16 protein-coding genes are annotated in these 16,660 nt (G+C 40.5%); 4 read left to right on the top strand and 12 right to left on the bottom strand.

Annotation, left to right across the window (positions count from 1 at the left end):
- Positions 1 to 49: 49 nt before the first annotated feature.
- Positions 50 to 937, top strand: a complete 888-nt coding sequence (locus CHI14_RS12920; protein WP_095288840.1) for an SDR family oxidoreductase — start codon at positions 50 to 52, stop codon at positions 935 to 937.
- Between the two features lie 307 nt (positions 938 to 1,244).
- Here the strand turns inward: CHI14_RS12920 and CHI14_RS12915 are convergent, their stop codons facing one another.
- Positions 1,245 to 1,604 carry a winged helix-turn-helix transcriptional regulator gene (locus CHI14_RS12915; protein ID WP_095288839.1) on the bottom strand — a complete coding sequence of 120 codons (360 nt, stop codon included), beginning with the start codon at positions 1,602 to 1,604 and terminating at the stop codon, positions 1,245 to 1,247.
- 132 nt (positions 1,605 to 1,736) lie between these two features.
- Here CHI14_RS12915 and CHI14_RS12910 point away from each other — a divergent pair, with 132 nt between their 5' ends.
- Positions 1,737 to 2,369, top strand: a complete 633-nt coding sequence (locus CHI14_RS12910) for an FMN-dependent NADH-azoreductase (protein WP_095288838.1) — start codon at positions 1,737 to 1,739, stop codon at positions 2,367 to 2,369.
- A 243-nt stretch (positions 2,370 to 2,612) separates the two neighbouring features.
- Here CHI14_RS12910 and CHI14_RS12905 read toward each other — a convergent pair whose 3' ends face one another.
- Positions 2,613 to 3,056, bottom strand: a complete 444-nt coding sequence (locus tag CHI14_RS12905) for a GNAT family N-acetyltransferase (RefSeq protein ID WP_095288837.1) — start codon at positions 3,054 to 3,056, stop codon at positions 2,613 to 2,615.
- 394 nt (positions 3,057 to 3,450) lie between these two features.
- Between CHI14_RS12905 and CHI14_RS12900 the strand changes: the two genes are divergently transcribed.
- The gene (locus tag CHI14_RS12900; RefSeq protein ID WP_095288836.1) at positions 3,451 to 4,335 is read left to right on the top strand and encodes a glycosyltransferase family 2 protein; all 885 of its coding nucleotides are present in this window, start codon (positions 3,451 to 3,453) and stop codon (positions 4,333 to 4,335) included.
- Between the two features lie 651 nt (positions 4,336 to 4,986).
- On the opposite strand, the gene CHI14_RS12895 is transcribed toward CHI14_RS12900, so the two are convergent.
- From CHI14_RS12895 to CHI14_RS12870, 6 genes are all read right to left on the bottom strand, one after another.
- The gene (locus CHI14_RS12895) at positions 4,987 to 5,619 is read right to left on the bottom strand and encodes a type 1 glutamine amidotransferase family protein (RefSeq protein WP_095288835.1); all 633 of its coding nucleotides are present in this window, start codon (positions 5,617 to 5,619) and stop codon (positions 4,987 to 4,989) included.
- A 75-nt stretch (positions 5,620 to 5,694) separates the two neighbouring features.
- Complete coding sequence (locus tag CHI14_RS12890) at positions 5,695 to 6,657, bottom strand: helix-turn-helix transcriptional regulator (RefSeq protein WP_095288834.1); 963 nt, start codon at positions 6,655 to 6,657, stop codon at positions 5,695 to 5,697.
- Positions 6,658 to 6,691: 34 nt separating this feature from the next.
- On the bottom strand, positions 6,692 to 7,156 hold the full coding sequence (locus CHI14_RS12885; RefSeq protein ID WP_095288833.1) for an NUDIX hydrolase: 465 nt from the start codon (positions 7,154 to 7,156) through the stop codon (positions 6,692 to 6,694).
- Between the two features lie 47 nt (positions 7,157 to 7,203).
- Positions 7,204 to 7,713: a GNAT family N-acetyltransferase gene (locus CHI14_RS12880; protein ID WP_095289112.1), complete on the bottom strand. Its 510-nt coding sequence runs from the start codon at positions 7,711 to 7,713 to the stop codon at positions 7,204 to 7,206.
- A gap of 522 nt (positions 7,714 to 8,235) precedes the next feature.
- Positions 8,236 to 8,673, bottom strand: a complete 438-nt coding sequence (locus CHI14_RS12875) for a rhodanese-like domain-containing protein (protein ID WP_170948118.1) — start codon at positions 8,671 to 8,673, stop codon at positions 8,236 to 8,238.
- A 94-nt stretch (positions 8,674 to 8,767) separates the two neighbouring features.
- Positions 8,768 to 9,655 carry a LysR family transcriptional regulator gene (locus CHI14_RS12870; RefSeq protein ID WP_095288832.1) on the bottom strand — a complete coding sequence of 296 codons (888 nt, stop codon included), beginning with the start codon at positions 9,653 to 9,655 and terminating at the stop codon, positions 8,768 to 8,770.
- A 600-nt stretch (positions 9,656 to 10,255) separates the two neighbouring features.
- Here CHI14_RS12870 and CHI14_RS12865 point away from each other — a divergent pair.
- Positions 10,256 to 11,902 carry an RNA polymerase sigma factor gene (locus tag CHI14_RS12865; RefSeq protein ID WP_170948117.1) on the top strand — a complete coding sequence of 549 codons (1,647 nt, stop codon included), beginning with the start codon at positions 10,256 to 10,258 and terminating at the stop codon, positions 11,900 to 11,902.
- A gap of 320 nt (positions 11,903 to 12,222) precedes the next feature.
- Here CHI14_RS12865 and CHI14_RS12860 read toward each other — a convergent pair whose 3' ends face one another.
- The 4 genes from CHI14_RS12860 to CHI14_RS30465 all read right to left on the bottom strand — a co-directional run bounded on the left by CHI14_RS12860 (position 12,223) and on the right by CHI14_RS30465 (position 16,639).
- The gene (locus CHI14_RS12860) at positions 12,223 to 13,377 is read right to left on the bottom strand and encodes a stalk domain-containing protein (protein ID WP_095288830.1); all 1,155 of its coding nucleotides are present in this window, start codon (positions 13,375 to 13,377) and stop codon (positions 12,223 to 12,225) included.
- A gap of 303 nt (positions 13,378 to 13,680) precedes the next feature.
- Entirely contained in the window at positions 13,681 to 15,081 is a 1,401-nt protein-coding gene (locus CHI14_RS12855) for an MFS transporter (RefSeq protein WP_249281091.1), read from the bottom strand.
- An 86-nt stretch (positions 15,082 to 15,167) separates the two neighbouring features.
- Positions 15,168 to 15,758: a TetR/AcrR family transcriptional regulator gene (locus CHI14_RS12850; protein WP_095288829.1), complete on the bottom strand. Its 591-nt coding sequence runs from the start codon at positions 15,756 to 15,758 to the stop codon at positions 15,168 to 15,170.
- Positions 15,759 to 16,135: 377 nt separating this feature from the next.
- On the bottom strand, positions 16,136 to 16,639 hold the full coding sequence (locus CHI14_RS30465; protein WP_249281090.1) for an ATP-binding cassette domain-containing protein: 504 nt from the start codon (positions 16,637 to 16,639) through the stop codon (positions 16,136 to 16,138).
- Positions 16,640 to 16,660 lie beyond the last annotated feature (21 nt).

Below are 16,660 nucleotides of genomic sequence, written 5' to 3'. Positions count from 1 at the left end.
TCTAGTTATACGATTAAAGCATAAATAAAAGTACAAAGGGGTTATTAATATGGGTAAAATACTTATTACTGGAGCAACAGGTAATCTCGGCAGCAGAACACTAGAGCTTCTTCTTAAAAAAGTTCCGTCAAATCAGGTCGCTGTATTGGTACGTGATCCGGAATCTGAAAAAATGAAAAAGTTTGTTAAAGAAGGTATAGAAGCTCACCAGGGCGACTATTTTGATTATGAATCACTTCTGCGAGCTTTTAATGGTGTTGAAAAAGTTATGCTTATTTCCGCGCAAGCATTTACCGATCGCAATACGCAACATTTCAATGTCATCGCAGCTGCAAAACAGGCTGGTGTCAAACACGTGATTTTCACGTCGATCATACGAAGAGAAAATTCAAATCTTATTGTGCCCGAAGTAACGATGTCAGACTTATTTGCTGAACAAACGCTTAAAGCATCCGGATTAGCCTATACCATTCTGCGGAATCCACCGTATCTTGAAGTCATGCATTCGTATTTCGGAGATGCGCTTAAAGTCGGCGTACGAGTACCAGCGGGTTCCGGTAAAGTAGCCGCTGCATCTCTGGACGATTTGGCGGCAGCCAACGTAGCTGTTCTTACTCAAAACGGGCATGAAAATAAGTCATATACTTTGAGTGGCAGCGACGGAAGCTCTTTTGCAGACATCGCTGAAGCCCTCTCGGAGATTAATAAGATAAATATCCCTTATGAGGCAATTAGCGAAAAAGAATATATAGACACTATGGTAGCAAATGGATTACCTGTCTTTATGACTGATTTCTTATTAGGTTGGGTGCGGGGAGTCAACACTGGAGAATTCTCGGAGACGTCTGGGGATCTTGAACGTCTGATTGGCCGAAAACCAATGACATATAAGGAATTCTTTAAAATCAAATCTCCGTTCTCTAAAATTGAAGATTGAAAGCTGGCATGTTACTAACTCAACTCTATGAGAAGTTTAGAGATATTTGCAAGGAAGATGTACTCACAATATGTTTAGACAAAGCTTAGAAAACTGAAAAGCGACAGCCAAGGACGAGAAATTAAAGTCCTAGACTGTCGCTTTTCATTGAGCTATTAGCACAATATGATATATGAAAAAATAGCCGACCATATAAATGATTGGCTATTTTCTATTCAGCGTTATTAAAACATACTTCTCCAATACTCACTGGCTTCGTTACGGCACTTGCACAGGTACAAGTACCTTCCTTGATCCTTGATGATCGCTATTCTGATTTTGTATCTTCATTTTCCGCTTCTTTGAGCTGCTTTCTCTCCACATGAGACATCCCCCATTGATGCAAGGTTTCCAAAATCGGAGAAAGGCTCATGCCGTATTCCGTGATGGAGTACTCCACTTTCGGAGGAACTTGAGGATAAACGACTCGCTTCACGATCTCTTCCTCCTCCAACTCGCGCAGATGGAGCGTAAGCATCCTTTGCGTGATATCAGGCAGCAATCTTTTTAATTCATTGAACCTCAAAGGTTCACCTTGAAATAGATGGTAAAGAATCATCGGCTTCCATTTGCCGACAATTGAATCCAGCGCCACAACGAATTGACATTGGACAGGGTTCTTTTGCATGTGTTCTCCTCCGTTACAGTACCTTTTTTAATACTATACCACATGTTTGTGCGTACTTCACAAATCGTATATATACGATATGATTAATCCAAAACGCATATTTAGTTTAATTACGAAAGGATGTTTTGAATCATGTCAACCCTACTATACATCACCGCTCATCCTCTTGATCCTCAATCATCTTATAGTCTCGCAGTTGGGAACGAATTTATTGAAGCATACCGCAATGCAAATCCAACAGATGAAGTTGTTTATTTAGATCTGTACCAAGAGAACATTCCGCAAATCGATGCTGATGTCTTACGTGGTTGGGGAAAGATTCGATCAGGTTTGTCTATCGATCAACTGACTGATGCTGAGAAATCAAAAGTAGCTCGTCATGAAGCGATTATTGACCAATTCGTGGCTGCCGATAAATATGTGTACGTCTCACCTATGTGGAATTTCTCGATCCCACCGGTTCTGAAAGCATATACGGATGCGACTTCCGTTGCGGGTAAGACTTTCAAATATACCACGAATGGTCCTGTGGGTCTGTTGTCCGGTAAAAAAGCATTACACATTCAAGCTTCAGGATCCGTTTATTCGGAAGGTCCACTTGCCCCGGTTGAAATGGGATACAGCTATCTAAAAAAGATATTACACTTCTATGGAATTCAATCTATTGAGGCCATTTTTGTGGAGGGAACGGCATCATTAGAGCAAGCACCACTTATTAAGGAAAAAGCAATTGCAAAAGCAAAGGAAGTTGCCAAACGTTTCTGATCGTTCATCTTGTTTTCAATAGAGTCAAATCCATGTCGAAATACTTCCGGATGCAGCCGGTTGGGACTTAGCATTATATAAATATACTCTGCGTTAATTGAACAAGGCAGCCAATCACAATGATCGGCTGCCTTTTGTTTTATAATAAGCTAACGTTCCCCGTTAGTTGAATGAAAAAAGAGAGCGATACACCAGTACCATGCTCCCGTTTTTGGTTTAATTGTATGATTCGAGAATTTGTTGTTAATTAAAAGACTTAATAAAGTTTTTCTGATCCTTTGTAAATTGGTAACCCCTTTTAAGGTAGATTCTATGCGCTCGCTCACGACTCGGATGGGACAATAACTTGATACCTGAATAGCCTTCTTTCCGTGCCCAGTGCTCTAAACAGTCCATTAATTTGCTGCCAATCCCTTGATTTCTATAGCGTTCTTTTACTACAAATCCTAGAACATTGATCAAAGGGTCAGCGAAAAGCAATTCATAAGGACTCCCATGGATATATCCAACAACCTCATTATTAAGTTCAAAAACAAAAATCTTATCTTTTGTTTCTCGTATAATAAGAGCGATTTTTTCCTTTACCTTTTCTTCACTAAAACTTGAAAAATTGGGGTTGAAATCTTGGTTCAATAAGTAAATGTCAGGATAATCAGTCATGCTGATTTCTCTTACAAGGTAGTCCATACTCTACTCCTTATGAAAAATTTTGTTGGATCATTTTTCTGAATGTTCCTACTGAAGAATTCAATATTTCTATTGAACTATCCTGCCCGTTAGCTTAATGAATTAACGAAGAAAAGCACTGATTAGTAGCGACTTCAAAGGGAATACTTCTTCTCCATAAAGCCGACTATGTCCCAGCTCTTGAACCATGATTTTATACCGCGGTGGCACCTACCTTGCCCTGTGCGTTCATTCCAGTCAATGGGCTCAAGGTATCCCGCGCCCTTTTAATAAGTTGTTTTCATCTTCTACTATATAAGTGTACTTTCACATACACCCTTTTTTAAAATAACCGTTCCCTCTGATCTTCACCGGACATACTGTGTTAAGACTATAAATGTAAGGAGGCTTAATAATGCCCAGAATTTCTGTTATTATGCCCGTATATAATAACGCACCTTTTGTACAAGAGGCAATATCTTCAATTCTGAGACAAACGTGCGCCGACTTGGAGTTTATTATTATTGATGATGGGTCAACTGATGGTTCAACTGACATGATTCGCGATATTCAGGACGCACGAGTTAAGAAGATATTCCATCCGGTATCTATGGGCGTCGCGGCCTCTCTCAATCAAGGGCTTGATATAGCTCAAGGTGAGTACATTGCTAGGATGGACGGTGACGATATCGCAGCCTTAAACCGTTTGGAAGTGCAAGCTTACTATATGGATCAACAACCAGACATTGATGTTTGCGGTACAGCTTACACCCAAAATTACTTGGGCCCAGTAAAATTCAATCCTCTGGATCATGAAGAGATTAAAGCCTGGCTATTATTTAACTGCTGTATCTTACATCCTTCTGTTATGATGCGCAAAAGCTCTTTTGAGCGTTTTGGAATTCGCTATGACCTAAACTATCCTCATGCAGAAGACTTTGAATTGTGGACAAGGTTATCATTTAGTGGAGCTAGGTTGGCGAATATCCCGCACAATTTGATGTACTATCGCTCTCACCCAGGACAAGTGTCTAACACTCACAGACTCGCCCAAGATCATTCAGCTAAAAGAATACGGCAGAGACACCTCTCCCATCTGGGTCTTCACCTTTCCGAAGCTGATTATTCACAATTAGTTAAACTTGCAGAGTTCAGAGTTAACCCGTATGACCATGAGGATTACCAGCCAGCAGCTACACTAGCGAACTGGATCGTTCAAGTGAACTCTGAAGTAAAAGCTTTTAACCAAGAAGCGTTACAAATGGCTTTCTCTAGATGTCTATCTAGGTCGCCTTACTAGCGAAATCTTATCAACAAATCAGGCACTTCTTTATAAAGCATTTTACTAATTTTCATAGAATATGTAGGAATCGATGGTAACATCATTGTGAATGTTCAGTCCAGAGATTAATTGTATATGGTGTGAATACCGTGTGTACCAGGGCAACCGTTGATTCGATACCTAATTAGTCCCGTGTGACACTTATCGATAGTCAATAACTTTGTACCCTAATTAGGTCGCGCGATACCCCAAACACGACAAAATGGACATCTTCTATTAGACACAGGCAACTTCTGCTCGTTGCATTATTCTGCCCGTTAGTTGAACAAAAGCAGCCGATCACTTTAATCAGCTGCTTCTTTTTATTATTGAACTAACGTTTCCCGTTAGTTGAACTCTCTTTTAACCACAGTGGTAATAAAGGAGTAATGATGCAGTGTGATTAATGTACGGTAAACTTAACTGAGGAACAAATAACGCACCAATAAAAAAACTCATGCTAAGGTAGGAATAGCGAAAAGAAGTTGCCGATTTACAACATTAAGGAAGGAACTCCAAATTAAAAAGCCCAACTTCTCTGCAAAACAAAATAGAGAAAGTGAGCTTTTCAGTTACTTCATTATTTTTATTTAAACTACTAATATAAAACTGCTAAATTGATTTTTCAGCTCAACTATTTATTGAACTCATTAACTCGAAGAAGTATTCAGGTTTATGAGTCTTATTTAGGTTATACCATGAATGTAATGTATCTGGTTCAAATACATCTAATTTTTTCAGTACTTCCATCGCAAATTCCAGAGGAGCTATTCCTGAAGCAGTAACTAAATTCGTATCAGATACCGCAGATCCCATCTCATAGAACTTTTCTCCTTTATAATTAGGACATACCATTTTAGTATATTCCAAATTATTACTTGTGTGCTTTCTAGTATCCAAGTATCCCATATTCGCAAGGGCCTCTGTTGCACCACAAATTGCAGCAACAACAGTGCCAAGCTCTAAGGCTTGGCCAATTCTCTCCAAGATGGGTTGATGAATTTCTTCATTCCATGTAGTCCCTCCTGGCAAAATTAAAAGATCTTTACTCTCAAGAGTACATTCATCAAGGGAAATCTCCGGTTTTATGCTCAGTCCTCCCATCGTAGTAATCATTTCTTTATTAGCTCCTACTGTCATTACTTTTAAAGGTGCTACATCTTTTTTGAAATATCTTCCCGAGTTTAGTTCAGCAACTAAATATCCATATTCCCAGTCCGACATCGTATTAAATACATATAGAAAAACTTTTTTGGTTTGCATCCAATAACACTCCAATCCCAATTGATATAGCCAACTATAGCATGACTTCACTGACACCTAGCGTCAGGGAAGTCATCAATTTTGATGAAAATGTATTAACTCCGACAAAACTTCAATCATTCTTTTCTTAAGGCTGATTGGCTCAACAATTCGAATAGATTTACCGTACGATAAAAGGAAATAAGGTACATATGTATGTATCATATCTTTCTCAAAATGAAATACGGCTTGATTTGAAGTCCGCTCTTGTAAATAATGTCCCAAAAACCAATGTTGGCAAATGTCAGCTAATACACTTTTATCCCCGTTAATAACCAAAGAAATAGTCTCTTCCTTATCTTCTATAGTTGGAAGAAAGTTTTTCATAAAAAAGGCACGTGCTGAAAAATGTTCTGGCTGGTCAAACTTATTTTCGGTTAGCATTAGATCTTCAATTCGATCTACTCTAAAACTACGGATATCACTCCTAAGATGACAAAATCCGATCACATACCACTTATTATTCCAATAGATAAGTCTGTACGGATCAACCAATCTATCATTTACTTGCTTTCCGCCACTTTTATGGTGGAGAATTTTTACTGAATACCCGTCTGCTACGGCCTGCTCCAACTTCTTCAAGAAAGGCTGCATAGAGCGTGAACTTAATCGACTTATGACTTCAAAACTAGTTAAATGTTGGTTTATCTTGGTTTCCTGCTCTTGATTTGAGTATTTACTTAGTTTTGAAATGGCCCTATTTAATGCTTCACCTCCATAATATCCGGCTTCTTCTGCGAAAACTGCAGCATGAAATAGTGAAGTTTGCTCCTCAAAATCAAAAAAAAGTGGAGCTTCAATAAAATTGTTCATTAAAGTGTATCCACCGTTATGTCCTGGTTCTGAAATGATAGGTACGCCACTTGTTGAAATGGTATCGATATAACGATACACAGTCCTTATATTCATCTCTAACTTTTCTGAGATTTGTTTTGCAGTAATTTTTTCACCTGATCGAAGCATCCATAGAATGGCTAGCATGTTGTCTATTTTAGGCACGTTATTCCACCCCTATATAAATTCTCTTGTTAGTTTAAACCATGTTCTTCAGAGAGCTGTTGAATAAGGATAACGAGTATTCCTTTTGAGAGATCAAATTTTGGGTGATCCGTTGTATGACCTCTTTATCGCGGAGCTCCAGAAAATCTGGGATCAACAAATCCGCAGGTGCTATCCATGTCGAATCAATGATCTCCGCTTTATCTAACTGAAGAGAACCACCGATGATCTCACCAATAAAATGAAATAAAATAACCTGATGATTTGTACTACTCATGAAATTGTAAATACCTGTAGTGGCTGTAAGTTTAACATCGTACCCGGTTTCTTCCTTGGCTTCTCGACGTGCCGCCTCTAGAATATCTTCATGGTATTCGATTCTCCCTGACGGGAAGTTCCACGTATTCCTAACCGTTGCTTTGTTTTCCTTGATCATAAGCAGCTTATCTTCATGTATTATCGAAACACTCACAACCAAGACAATCCCGTTTTGAGTCACGCTGAAAAACCTCCATAATTAGAAAATCAATCTACCATCATCCAAACTTACCTTAGTCCCCAATGCTCTCGAAGTAAGAAAAAATATATCAACTGGTCTCTTAATTCTGTTTCTCGTTCAAAATTTAGTTTCCGAAGCAAGCTAATTGATCTTTTATTATCCTGCTCAACCGTTGCTTCGATGATATCCAAGCTCATCTTTTTGAATCCAAAATCGATAACTGGCTTCAATGCTTCTTGCATAAGTCCTCTTCCCCAATATTCCCTCCCTAAATCAAATCCGATTTCAGCTCTAGGTTGTTCGCCTTGAACCCAGCAATGGAAGCCACAAGTTCCAATTAATTTCGCATCGCTTTTGCTGAAAATCCCCCAGCGACAACCCGTATCCACCAGATGAAATCTTATTATGTCTTCAGCTTCATTTCTATCTTTACACGGACTTATGTCCATAAATCTGGTAACATCCTCACTTGAAAAATGCCTAAATACGGATTCTGCATCATCTAGGGTAAGAACAACCAGCTTCAACCGATCTGTAACGATGTCAGGAAATATCATGGACAATTCTGATGACCTCCGTTAAATCAATTTTACCAATTTTAGACTAACACATCATGCAGCTATTCTGCTTAATAGCTTAAGGAAGATTGATAATGGATGAACTGCCCTGTGTTTAATCCACACCGCTTGTTTAGTGTCTGAATATTACTGTATTTGGCTTAATGAAAATTACCGCTAGAGTATGAGGTCATAGAAGTTGGGATGGGAAAAATGGCTATTTTATCAACTGGGCCGATAGAAAACAATCCCGTTTCCGGATGTAGCTACAACTTTGGCCGGATATGCAAGCGGCGGACTTAGCATCACTTAACGAAGTTCGCATTATATCAAATCAAGAGACAGAGACCCTCGCCCATCATGGTGAGAGGTCTTTATCTATGTATGAGCACACAAGTGGACTATTTTGCCCGCTTACTGAACAAAAGCAGCCGATCACATGGATCAGCTGCTTACTACATATTTATTCAGTTATCGTTTCCCGTTAATTGAACTTTCCGTTTTGATCGTTTGTTCATGAGCTTACCCGATCATGCATGCTGAAGTGCCAAGAGCACCCTCTACCTCGTTTCCTTCCTTGCGCCAGTATTCAATGCCTCCAAGCATTTCTTTCACCTGAAAACCCAAACGGGATAAGCGGGCTGCTCCTTTGCTGGCGCCATTGCAAGCCGGCCCCCAGCAGTAGACGACGATGACTTTATCTCTGGGCAAAGACGCCGTTGTTGCTTCGCTGATCGTGTTGGAAGGAAGACTAAGTGCTCCCGGGATATGACATTCTCCATAAGCTATAGCGCTTCTGACGTCGATGAGTACAAAGTCATTGAGACCTTGCGTCATATCGTGCTTTACATCTGAGACGTCCGTTTCTACGGCAAGCTTGTTCATGAAATGCCGATGAATGTACTCAGGCGAAGGAGCAGGCGTCTCTAAGACGAGGGAATATCGGATTTGATTTGTCATTTGGGTTACCTCCAAGGGGGATGATTTGATTTCTTGCAATCAATGTAACACAGCCTCTAACTATGGAGTTATCGATAGAAATCTATAAGATACTTCAATCATATTGATAATTCGTTCCGCTGATCAAATCCACGAAACCTTGAAAAGCTTTGGACTTCCACTTCTTCTTAGAATAAATGAGTTGCGTATAAAATCTACACTCCGGATGAACGAAAGGAATCGCGGTAATTTGGCCCTTACGGATTTCCTCGGCAACCGCTATACGCGGAAGCAAGGCAATACCAAGATCGTAAATGACGCACTGCTTGATTGCTTCCAGATTGCCGAATTCGTAGGAAAGACTGTAATTCACTTGATTCCCTTTCAAAACATTGAGAAGCATAGCCCGGTAAGTGCAGCCATCTTCTGTCATAATCAACGATTCACCCTCAAGGTCTTCAATGAGGACTTCACTTTGACAAGCAAGTTTATGATCAGGATTAGTGATAAAAACTAACGTTTCTTCCCTTAGAATGCTGCAGTGAAGATCAGGATCCTTAAATGGAGGATCCAAAATGATCCCTATGTCTAGTTCGCCACTTTTGACTGACTCAATAATATAAGGTTCGTTGCCAGGCTGGATGATCACATTGATACCAGGGTATTCTCCACGATACTTTTGAAGATATGGCGGAAGGCAGAAGGCAGCCAAAGTCTCTATCGTTCCTATGGACAGTTTTCCCTTGGATTGTTTTGATACGACTTCTTTGGACTCTTCATGCAGTCTGTGTATATCGTTGGCGTATTGCAACAGCGTTTCGCCAGCCAACGTTAGTTTCATTCCCCTGCCAAAACGTTCTAAGAGAACGACGCCGTAAGCTTCCTCCAGTTTCTGAATCTGAGTCGTGATGCTGGACTGTGCATATCCAAGTGTTTCCGCGGCTCGCGTATAGCTTCCCCACTTCGCCACTTCCCGAAAGGTTTTCAAATAAGTTAGTTCCACGGGGATCCCTCACCTTTTGCAAGTTCCCGATACTGTATCATGAACTCTCGGTTAAGACAATTGAATCATCAAAATTAATGATATTACCTAGCTATAACTATCGATAACTTTGATGATAATCAGCATTGTATGATTGGTGCAGTGTTGAGAAATACAGGTGCAGAGCGAATCGCGGATAGGGAGCTTGAAGTGCTGTAACAACTTTGCGGAGATTAGTCGATAAGTAGAACAACAATCTGAGTAACCCAAAGCTCTAAACCTATAATTTTTATTAACTAATCTGCCCGTTAGTTGAACAACAGCAGCCGAACTTCGGCTCGTGCCCCTAGTTCGTATCCTCCCATAGTTGAACGGAAAAGAAGTATCTTTATATACTAAAAGTGAGACCTTTACATCTAAAGTAATCTTCATCTTGTTTAACAAAAAAATTCATAACGTCTCTTTAACCATTTAAATGACCTACTCATGATGTCTGTATTTATACATGTATGAGTGAGCCGGTAGGACTTCCAATTTTTTAAAAAAATAATCCCAACCTTTATTTCGCCTGGCACACTATATAAATGTCAGGAATTACAGATGCAACTATGGAGGCAAAAGATGGATTCAATTGGTGAAAACGGAAAAGAAGCGGCGGAAGCGATTCGGAGCTATGTCAAACCGATTTTCGGTTTTGCCTTAAACCGGGTCAAGCAGCGGGCCGAGGCGGAGGATCTGGCTCAGGAGATTATGCTGCAGTTGTTGAAATCCTTCTCTGGGGTGCGGGACATTAGAAGCCTTGACGCTTACGTCTGGACGGTTGCCCGATACACTTGGGTGAATTGGTTGAAAAAGCGTGCGCACGCTCCCCAAGCGTTCGAAATCAACGGCATGTCCGAACTGTCTGCTGCCCCTTCCCGAGAGCCGCTTGACCGGCTGCTGGTAACCGAAGCTTACCGCGAGCTCCGCCGAGAAGTCGCGTTTCTGTCCGACATCCATCGCAGGATTGTGGTCATGCATTACTACGACGAGCTAAAAATCGGCGATATCGCGATTGCTCTGAACATTCCTGTAGGCACGGTGAAGTGGCATTTGAACGAGGCTAAAAAGAAGTTACGGAAAGGGATGAAACGTATGCGTACAAAAGGAACTTTAAGTGTCAATCCGGTCAGCATGGGGGAAATGGGCCATACCGGTTCGGCCGGCAAACTGGGCGAAACCAACGATTTTCTTGGACGCGCCTTGGCGCAAAATATCGTTTACGCGGCTTATCACAAGGCGCGTACCGTACATCAAATCGCGGAGGAGCTCGGAATGCCTCCTTCTTTGCTGGAAGACGAAGTCCGGCACCTGGCCGATTACAATTTTCTCATCCAAACCTCTCCCGGCAAATATCAAAGTAATACCATCATCTGGGACCTCTTCGAGTTGGCCGTAGCCGGTCATCAATTTTGGCAAGATTGCGCCGCTGAAGTGGCCGATGTTCATTTTGACGCGTTAATGGAAGCTCGCCGGCAAGTTGAGGATAGCGGAGTGTACGTTCCGGATGGTGACTATAACTTCCTGCTCTGGACCTTGCTGCCCAAGAACGTCGAGGAACAATCTTGGCGGAGCATGCCGGCGGGCGAAAGCTTCGATGCGGTCGCACCAATCCGAAAGGACGGAGGTCAGTATATTGCCTATGCGGCGTTAAACCGGAGCCACTATACCGATCCAGGTTTTGATATGAGTAGTTACGTCACCTTCGGTCCGTCGCTCCGCTACGTCGAAGACACTCCCTTATACTTGTGGCAATTCAATACGCACTGGAGCGACCGCGAGATGGATTGGCGTTTCCTGGAATACCGGAATGTCGAGATTTGTCATGCGTTCCAACAAGGGGAACTGCCCGACAACGAAGAGAACGCCGAGCAATATTCGTTCCTGCTGGAGAAGGGGTACATACGCAAGACGGAAGAAGGGTACAAGTTCAATGCGGTTTGGATCGACTCTCCGCAAACGTTGGATCGGCTGAACAAGGCAATGCCGGATTTGTCCGCTCTGTATGCGCCTGCTGTCGGCAAGCTCTACGACAAAATGCTCAACCTGTTCCTGCAAAATCAGCCGAAGCATTTGGAGCCGCAGCTTGCTTACATGGTGAGAGGCAACACCGGAGGAGGCCGGCTGGTCGCCTATATTTTGAAGCATTTGATCGATAACGGGAAGTTGAAACCGCCATTGCCGCACCAGCAGAAGACGATTTCAACCTGGATGGGGCCGGTCAAATAAGTTTGTTCGGAAATGTATACGAAGAATGGTCGCTCTGGGGCGATGGCCGTTTTTACACAAAACTTTGTCTTTCCACCCTGTCTGTCCAACAAAGTGATTAGGACATCGCTATTTCACCCCCCCTCCTGAACGTATGAAAAGATTAAAAACTACCCGTTAGTGAACCAAAAGCAGCTGATCATATTGATCGGCTGCTTTCTTTGTTTTAACGCTATCGTTTCAATTTAGTTTAATGAAGGTCTGCATACTTTACTCTTGTTTTGAAGCATGGTCATTGCGTCCTTATATTCAAATATTATTCTGTAATTCCATTATGCTGATTAATTTTTGAAAATCACGACCATATGCTTGCTTCCCATATATTCAACGGAAGTATTTAACTGCTCCGCCACAAAACGAACAGGAACGAACGCACTGCCGTTCTTCAGAAGTAAAGGAGCATCTTGCATCACCGTTTGCTGGTTTACTTTTACCTGCCTGTTCCCTACAACCCAACGAATCGTTTTACCATCCTTCTGAATCGTTACCTCTTTGGTGCTCTGGTTCCAATTCACGGCTGCCCCAAGCTTCTCGGAGATGAAACGGATCGGCACATAGGTACGTCCCGTCTGAATAAATGGCGCTGCGGTAATACGATAAGCACTGTCTCCCACATAAGCTGTCGTGCTGCCAATCACCAAGCGCTGTGTCTTACGCTGACCGCCAGGCAACTCATTTCCTGCCATTTTCACAAATAATTTATATGTTTTCGATCCCTTGGTTAAATCTAAATAGTTATTTTGCAGTGCAAGTGGTTCAATGAATGCACCCGTATCATAATACGGTAAAAAACCACGTTGTTGGAGCGGCTCTAAATCCCAGACTCGATTGTTGTTCAAATAGAGGTAAGACAATCTTTGAAGATTTCTCAACGGCTCCAAATCATAGATCTGGTTAGATGATAACTCTAGAGAAAGTAAGTTAGTTAATTTAGATAACGGAGAAAGATCTTTGATGTTATTATTCGCAGCATCGAGTCTCCAAAGATTAACCAATCCTGCTAGCGGCTTTAGATCTGTGATCTTGTTAGAACTTATGGACAACGTATTCAGATTAACTAGTCCCGCTAGCACTGAAAGATCATTCAACCGGTTCCTTGATAACGATAAATCTGTCAACTTCGTTAACTTCCCAAGGGGCTTAATATCCTCAATTTGATTGTCACTCAAATCCAAAGTGGTAACATTGACTGCATACTCCAAACCCTGCAAACTCTTAATTCCTTTACCCGCTAAAGGAACATCGGTCAGTGACTCTAAATCCTCTTTTGTTAGGGATTCATCGTCGTTTTTATTCAATAATGACTTAATCGCTTGTTCTAGATTGGGATCCTCAAAAGCCAAAGGCTGTTGGTTAGACGCCTCCATGTAAGCCTGTCCTGGTAAGCCCAAACATAGGACAAAAATAATTAATAATCCAGCAAGGTATTTCTTCATTCTGACCATTCCTCTCTAATCACTGTGTAAACTAGCCAATAGTTGCTTAGATTAAGACGCACTTTACAAAGAAAAGTTGTATTGAAGAGTTATGTAAGTAGTTAAATAAAAGCAGCCAATCCCAATGATCAGCTGCTTTCTTGTTGTTATGAGCTAACGTTTTCCTTTTTGTTCAATTTTCATGAATTCTACTTTTGATAGGTCGTTACCCCTGTTTTTAACTACATTAAGGAAGATTTAATGGTGTTAAAGAATAAACGGAAACAATCTTCAGATAATCTTATCTCTGAAATGACTGTTAATCTATAATTGCATATTATTCTTTGACCTCACCTCCTTTCCAATCAATCTACGTCCAAATTGAAAATAATAAAGAACAGTCATTAAAACGACTACCGCAGCTAGCGCCAGCAAAATGTTACTGTACGCAAAAGCAACCTGATCCTGCACAAACGGATTCAAGTGTACAGTACTTGTTCCACCGTCAAGCAGCTTACCAATGGTAGCCGTGGATACTGCTGCTGCAATAAAGTTAAACATCGATAGTAATCCCATACCGATTCCGACCTCAGCCGTAGGCAAGGTTCTTGAAATGGTGTTTGACATTGCAATTTGCATATAAGATTGACCCAGTACACCTAAGGTAAGGAATATTTGAGTATACGTTGGCGACATCCCTGCGACTGACGAGAGAATAATGAAACCACCAACTAGAAGTGATGATGCAGTATAGAGTAGAATCGAATTCCCTTTATCATCAGCTAATTTCCCACCTTTTCGGCCTAAGAAGGCAGTAATAAGAGCTGAAGGTAACATAATGAATCCGGTAAATGCAGGTGATAGACCATTAACATCCGACAACATGAGAGGTGTCAGAAATGGAATGCCGAAACCAACAGCGACTAGTACAAATGTAATGACCATCCCCATCGAATATTGTTTATTTCTAAAAATTGCTGGATTCACGAAGGGATCGGAAGCATAGCGAATTCGCAGGATAAACAATACTAATATGATTATTCCACTCACTAACAACCAAATATTTGCTTTTGAGAGTGCAAGTAAGAAAGTGGCAACCGTCCCTGCTAACAGAACACCGCCAACATAATCAATTTTTACATTGGACACTGATTCATTATCCAAATACCTTCTATAAAAAGGTAACGCAAAAAGAGAAAGCAAAGGTATCACGAAGAGAAACTTCCAATTCAGAGCACTTGACAAGAATCCGGCGATAATTGGACCAAGTGCTGCTCCAAGAGCAGTTCCGATTGCAGATGTCCCCAAGGCGTGCCCACGCTTCTCAGGTGAAAAAAAACGAACAGGAATTATCATAGCCAACGCAGGTATGACAGCCGCACCAGCAGCTTGCAAGATACGTGCGACGATGATCATCCAGTACTGTGTAGCAGCTACTCCCACAAGAGACCCCGCTGCCAGAAGTAAAAGACCAAATGTAATTAAACTTTTAATACTAAATTTATCTGTCAATTTCCCATAAGTAACAGTACCTATGGCGTACACAATCAAATAACCTGATACAATCCAAGTTACTTGTGATGCAGAAAGTTGAAATTCTTGGCTGATTACTGGCAATACGACATTAAACATCGTTCCATTCATGACTGAAATAATAAGTGTGAAAATTAGAACACGGAGTAACACTGGACCCGTTTCATTGGTTGTAGCAGCTTTTGTATTCAAATGAACTACCTCAATTCTTTAATATGTTTGGACTAAATAACTAAAATGACTGTCAGTACTTACTGACATTAATGTTGTAAAAAAAACTAGGGAGTTAATGCCCTAGAGTAGATCCACACACTTTCTCTAATAATATCTTCCAAAGAGAGAGATGGAAAATGAGATCGTTCATCCAGATGGTTTATAAATGTACCATAATTCAATGCCATGAAAGAAAAGGCTTGTAGTTCAGGATTCGTCTCAACCAATTTTCCTTGGTCATACATTGTTTTAAAGTAATTAGTTAACACCTCCATCAGTTGACGAGGATGTTTTATTGTTCGTTCTCGAAAGCCAGGTAAATTATCTTCCTCTTTTATGCTGATCATAATCATTTTACGATTACGATTCATAATTTCATGGTATGTCTTACTAATCAATAATAAATCTGTTTGTAGTTCCCATACTAACTCATCTTTAAATATCTTTGCCATTTCTTCTGAATAGTGATAATGGTCAAAAGCTGTTTCTAATAAGTTTTGTTTCGTACCAAATTGGCGAAACAAAGTTTTTTCACTTAAGCCAGCAGTAGCAGCAATTTCTTGAGTGGTTACACTGCTATAGCCTTTCATTGAAATTAAATCAATGGCTGCTGTCATTAATTTCTCTCTGCTGCTTAATTTTGTATTGTTGGACATCTCTATTCCTCTTTTCAAAGTATGTCAGTGTACACTGTCATTGGTGCTATAGTAGCTAAAGCTTATGAAATTGTCAAACAAAAACAGATCATATTCAGATTTTCTCATTACATAATCAATTTATCCTTCGTTTTTCATCCGAATCTCATATCGAGAATCCGTTTTTCCTGAGGCAGTCTAAGGAAGACTGTCAGTTCCCTTTGTTCAACTAACCTGCCCGTTAGTTGAACAAAAGCAGCCGATCATATTAATCAGCTGCTTCTTTGTTTTATTATGCTATCGTTTCCGGTTAGCTTAAAGAGCTCGATCCTTAACTTGAATCCTTTTTTTGTTGTTGATATCTAACTATTCACTAAAATTAACTTAAAGTACTTACATTACTTAGTACTTGTTTGTTCTACTACTGATTTTAAATAATGTCCAGTAACAGAATTATTACAATGCATTAAATCAGCAGGTGTCCCACTGAATATTACCTGTCCACCTTCATGTCCACCACTAGGTCCTAAATCGATAACCCAGTCAGCTAATGCTATCATCTCTAATCGATGCTCAATGATGATAACTGTATTCCCGTCATTGACGAGTTGATTAAATAACGTAATCAATCGTTCGGTATCACTATGATGTAGACCAGTTGACGGTTCATCAAGAATGTAAATGTTCCCTTTTTTGTGAATCTCACTTGCGAGCTTTAATCTTTGATTTTCTCCACCAGAAAACGTGTTTGTAGACTGACCGAGAGTCATATAACCAAGGCCAACTTCTTGTAAGCTTTTTATTCGGTCTTGTATTTTCTTATTTGAGAAAAAATTTTGTGCCTGATCAATCGTGAGTGCTAATACTTCTTTAATATTATTTTCCTTATATTTAAAACTCAATGCTTTAGGATTAAAACGAGC

The organism is Paenibacillus sp. 7516 (genome assembly GCF_002272715.1).
In the GTDB taxonomy this organism is placed as follows: Bacteria; Bacillota; Bacilli; order Paenibacillales; family Paenibacillaceae; genus Paenibacillus; species Paenibacillus illinoisensis_A.
This window is presented reverse-complemented; position numbering and strand designations above follow the sequence as displayed.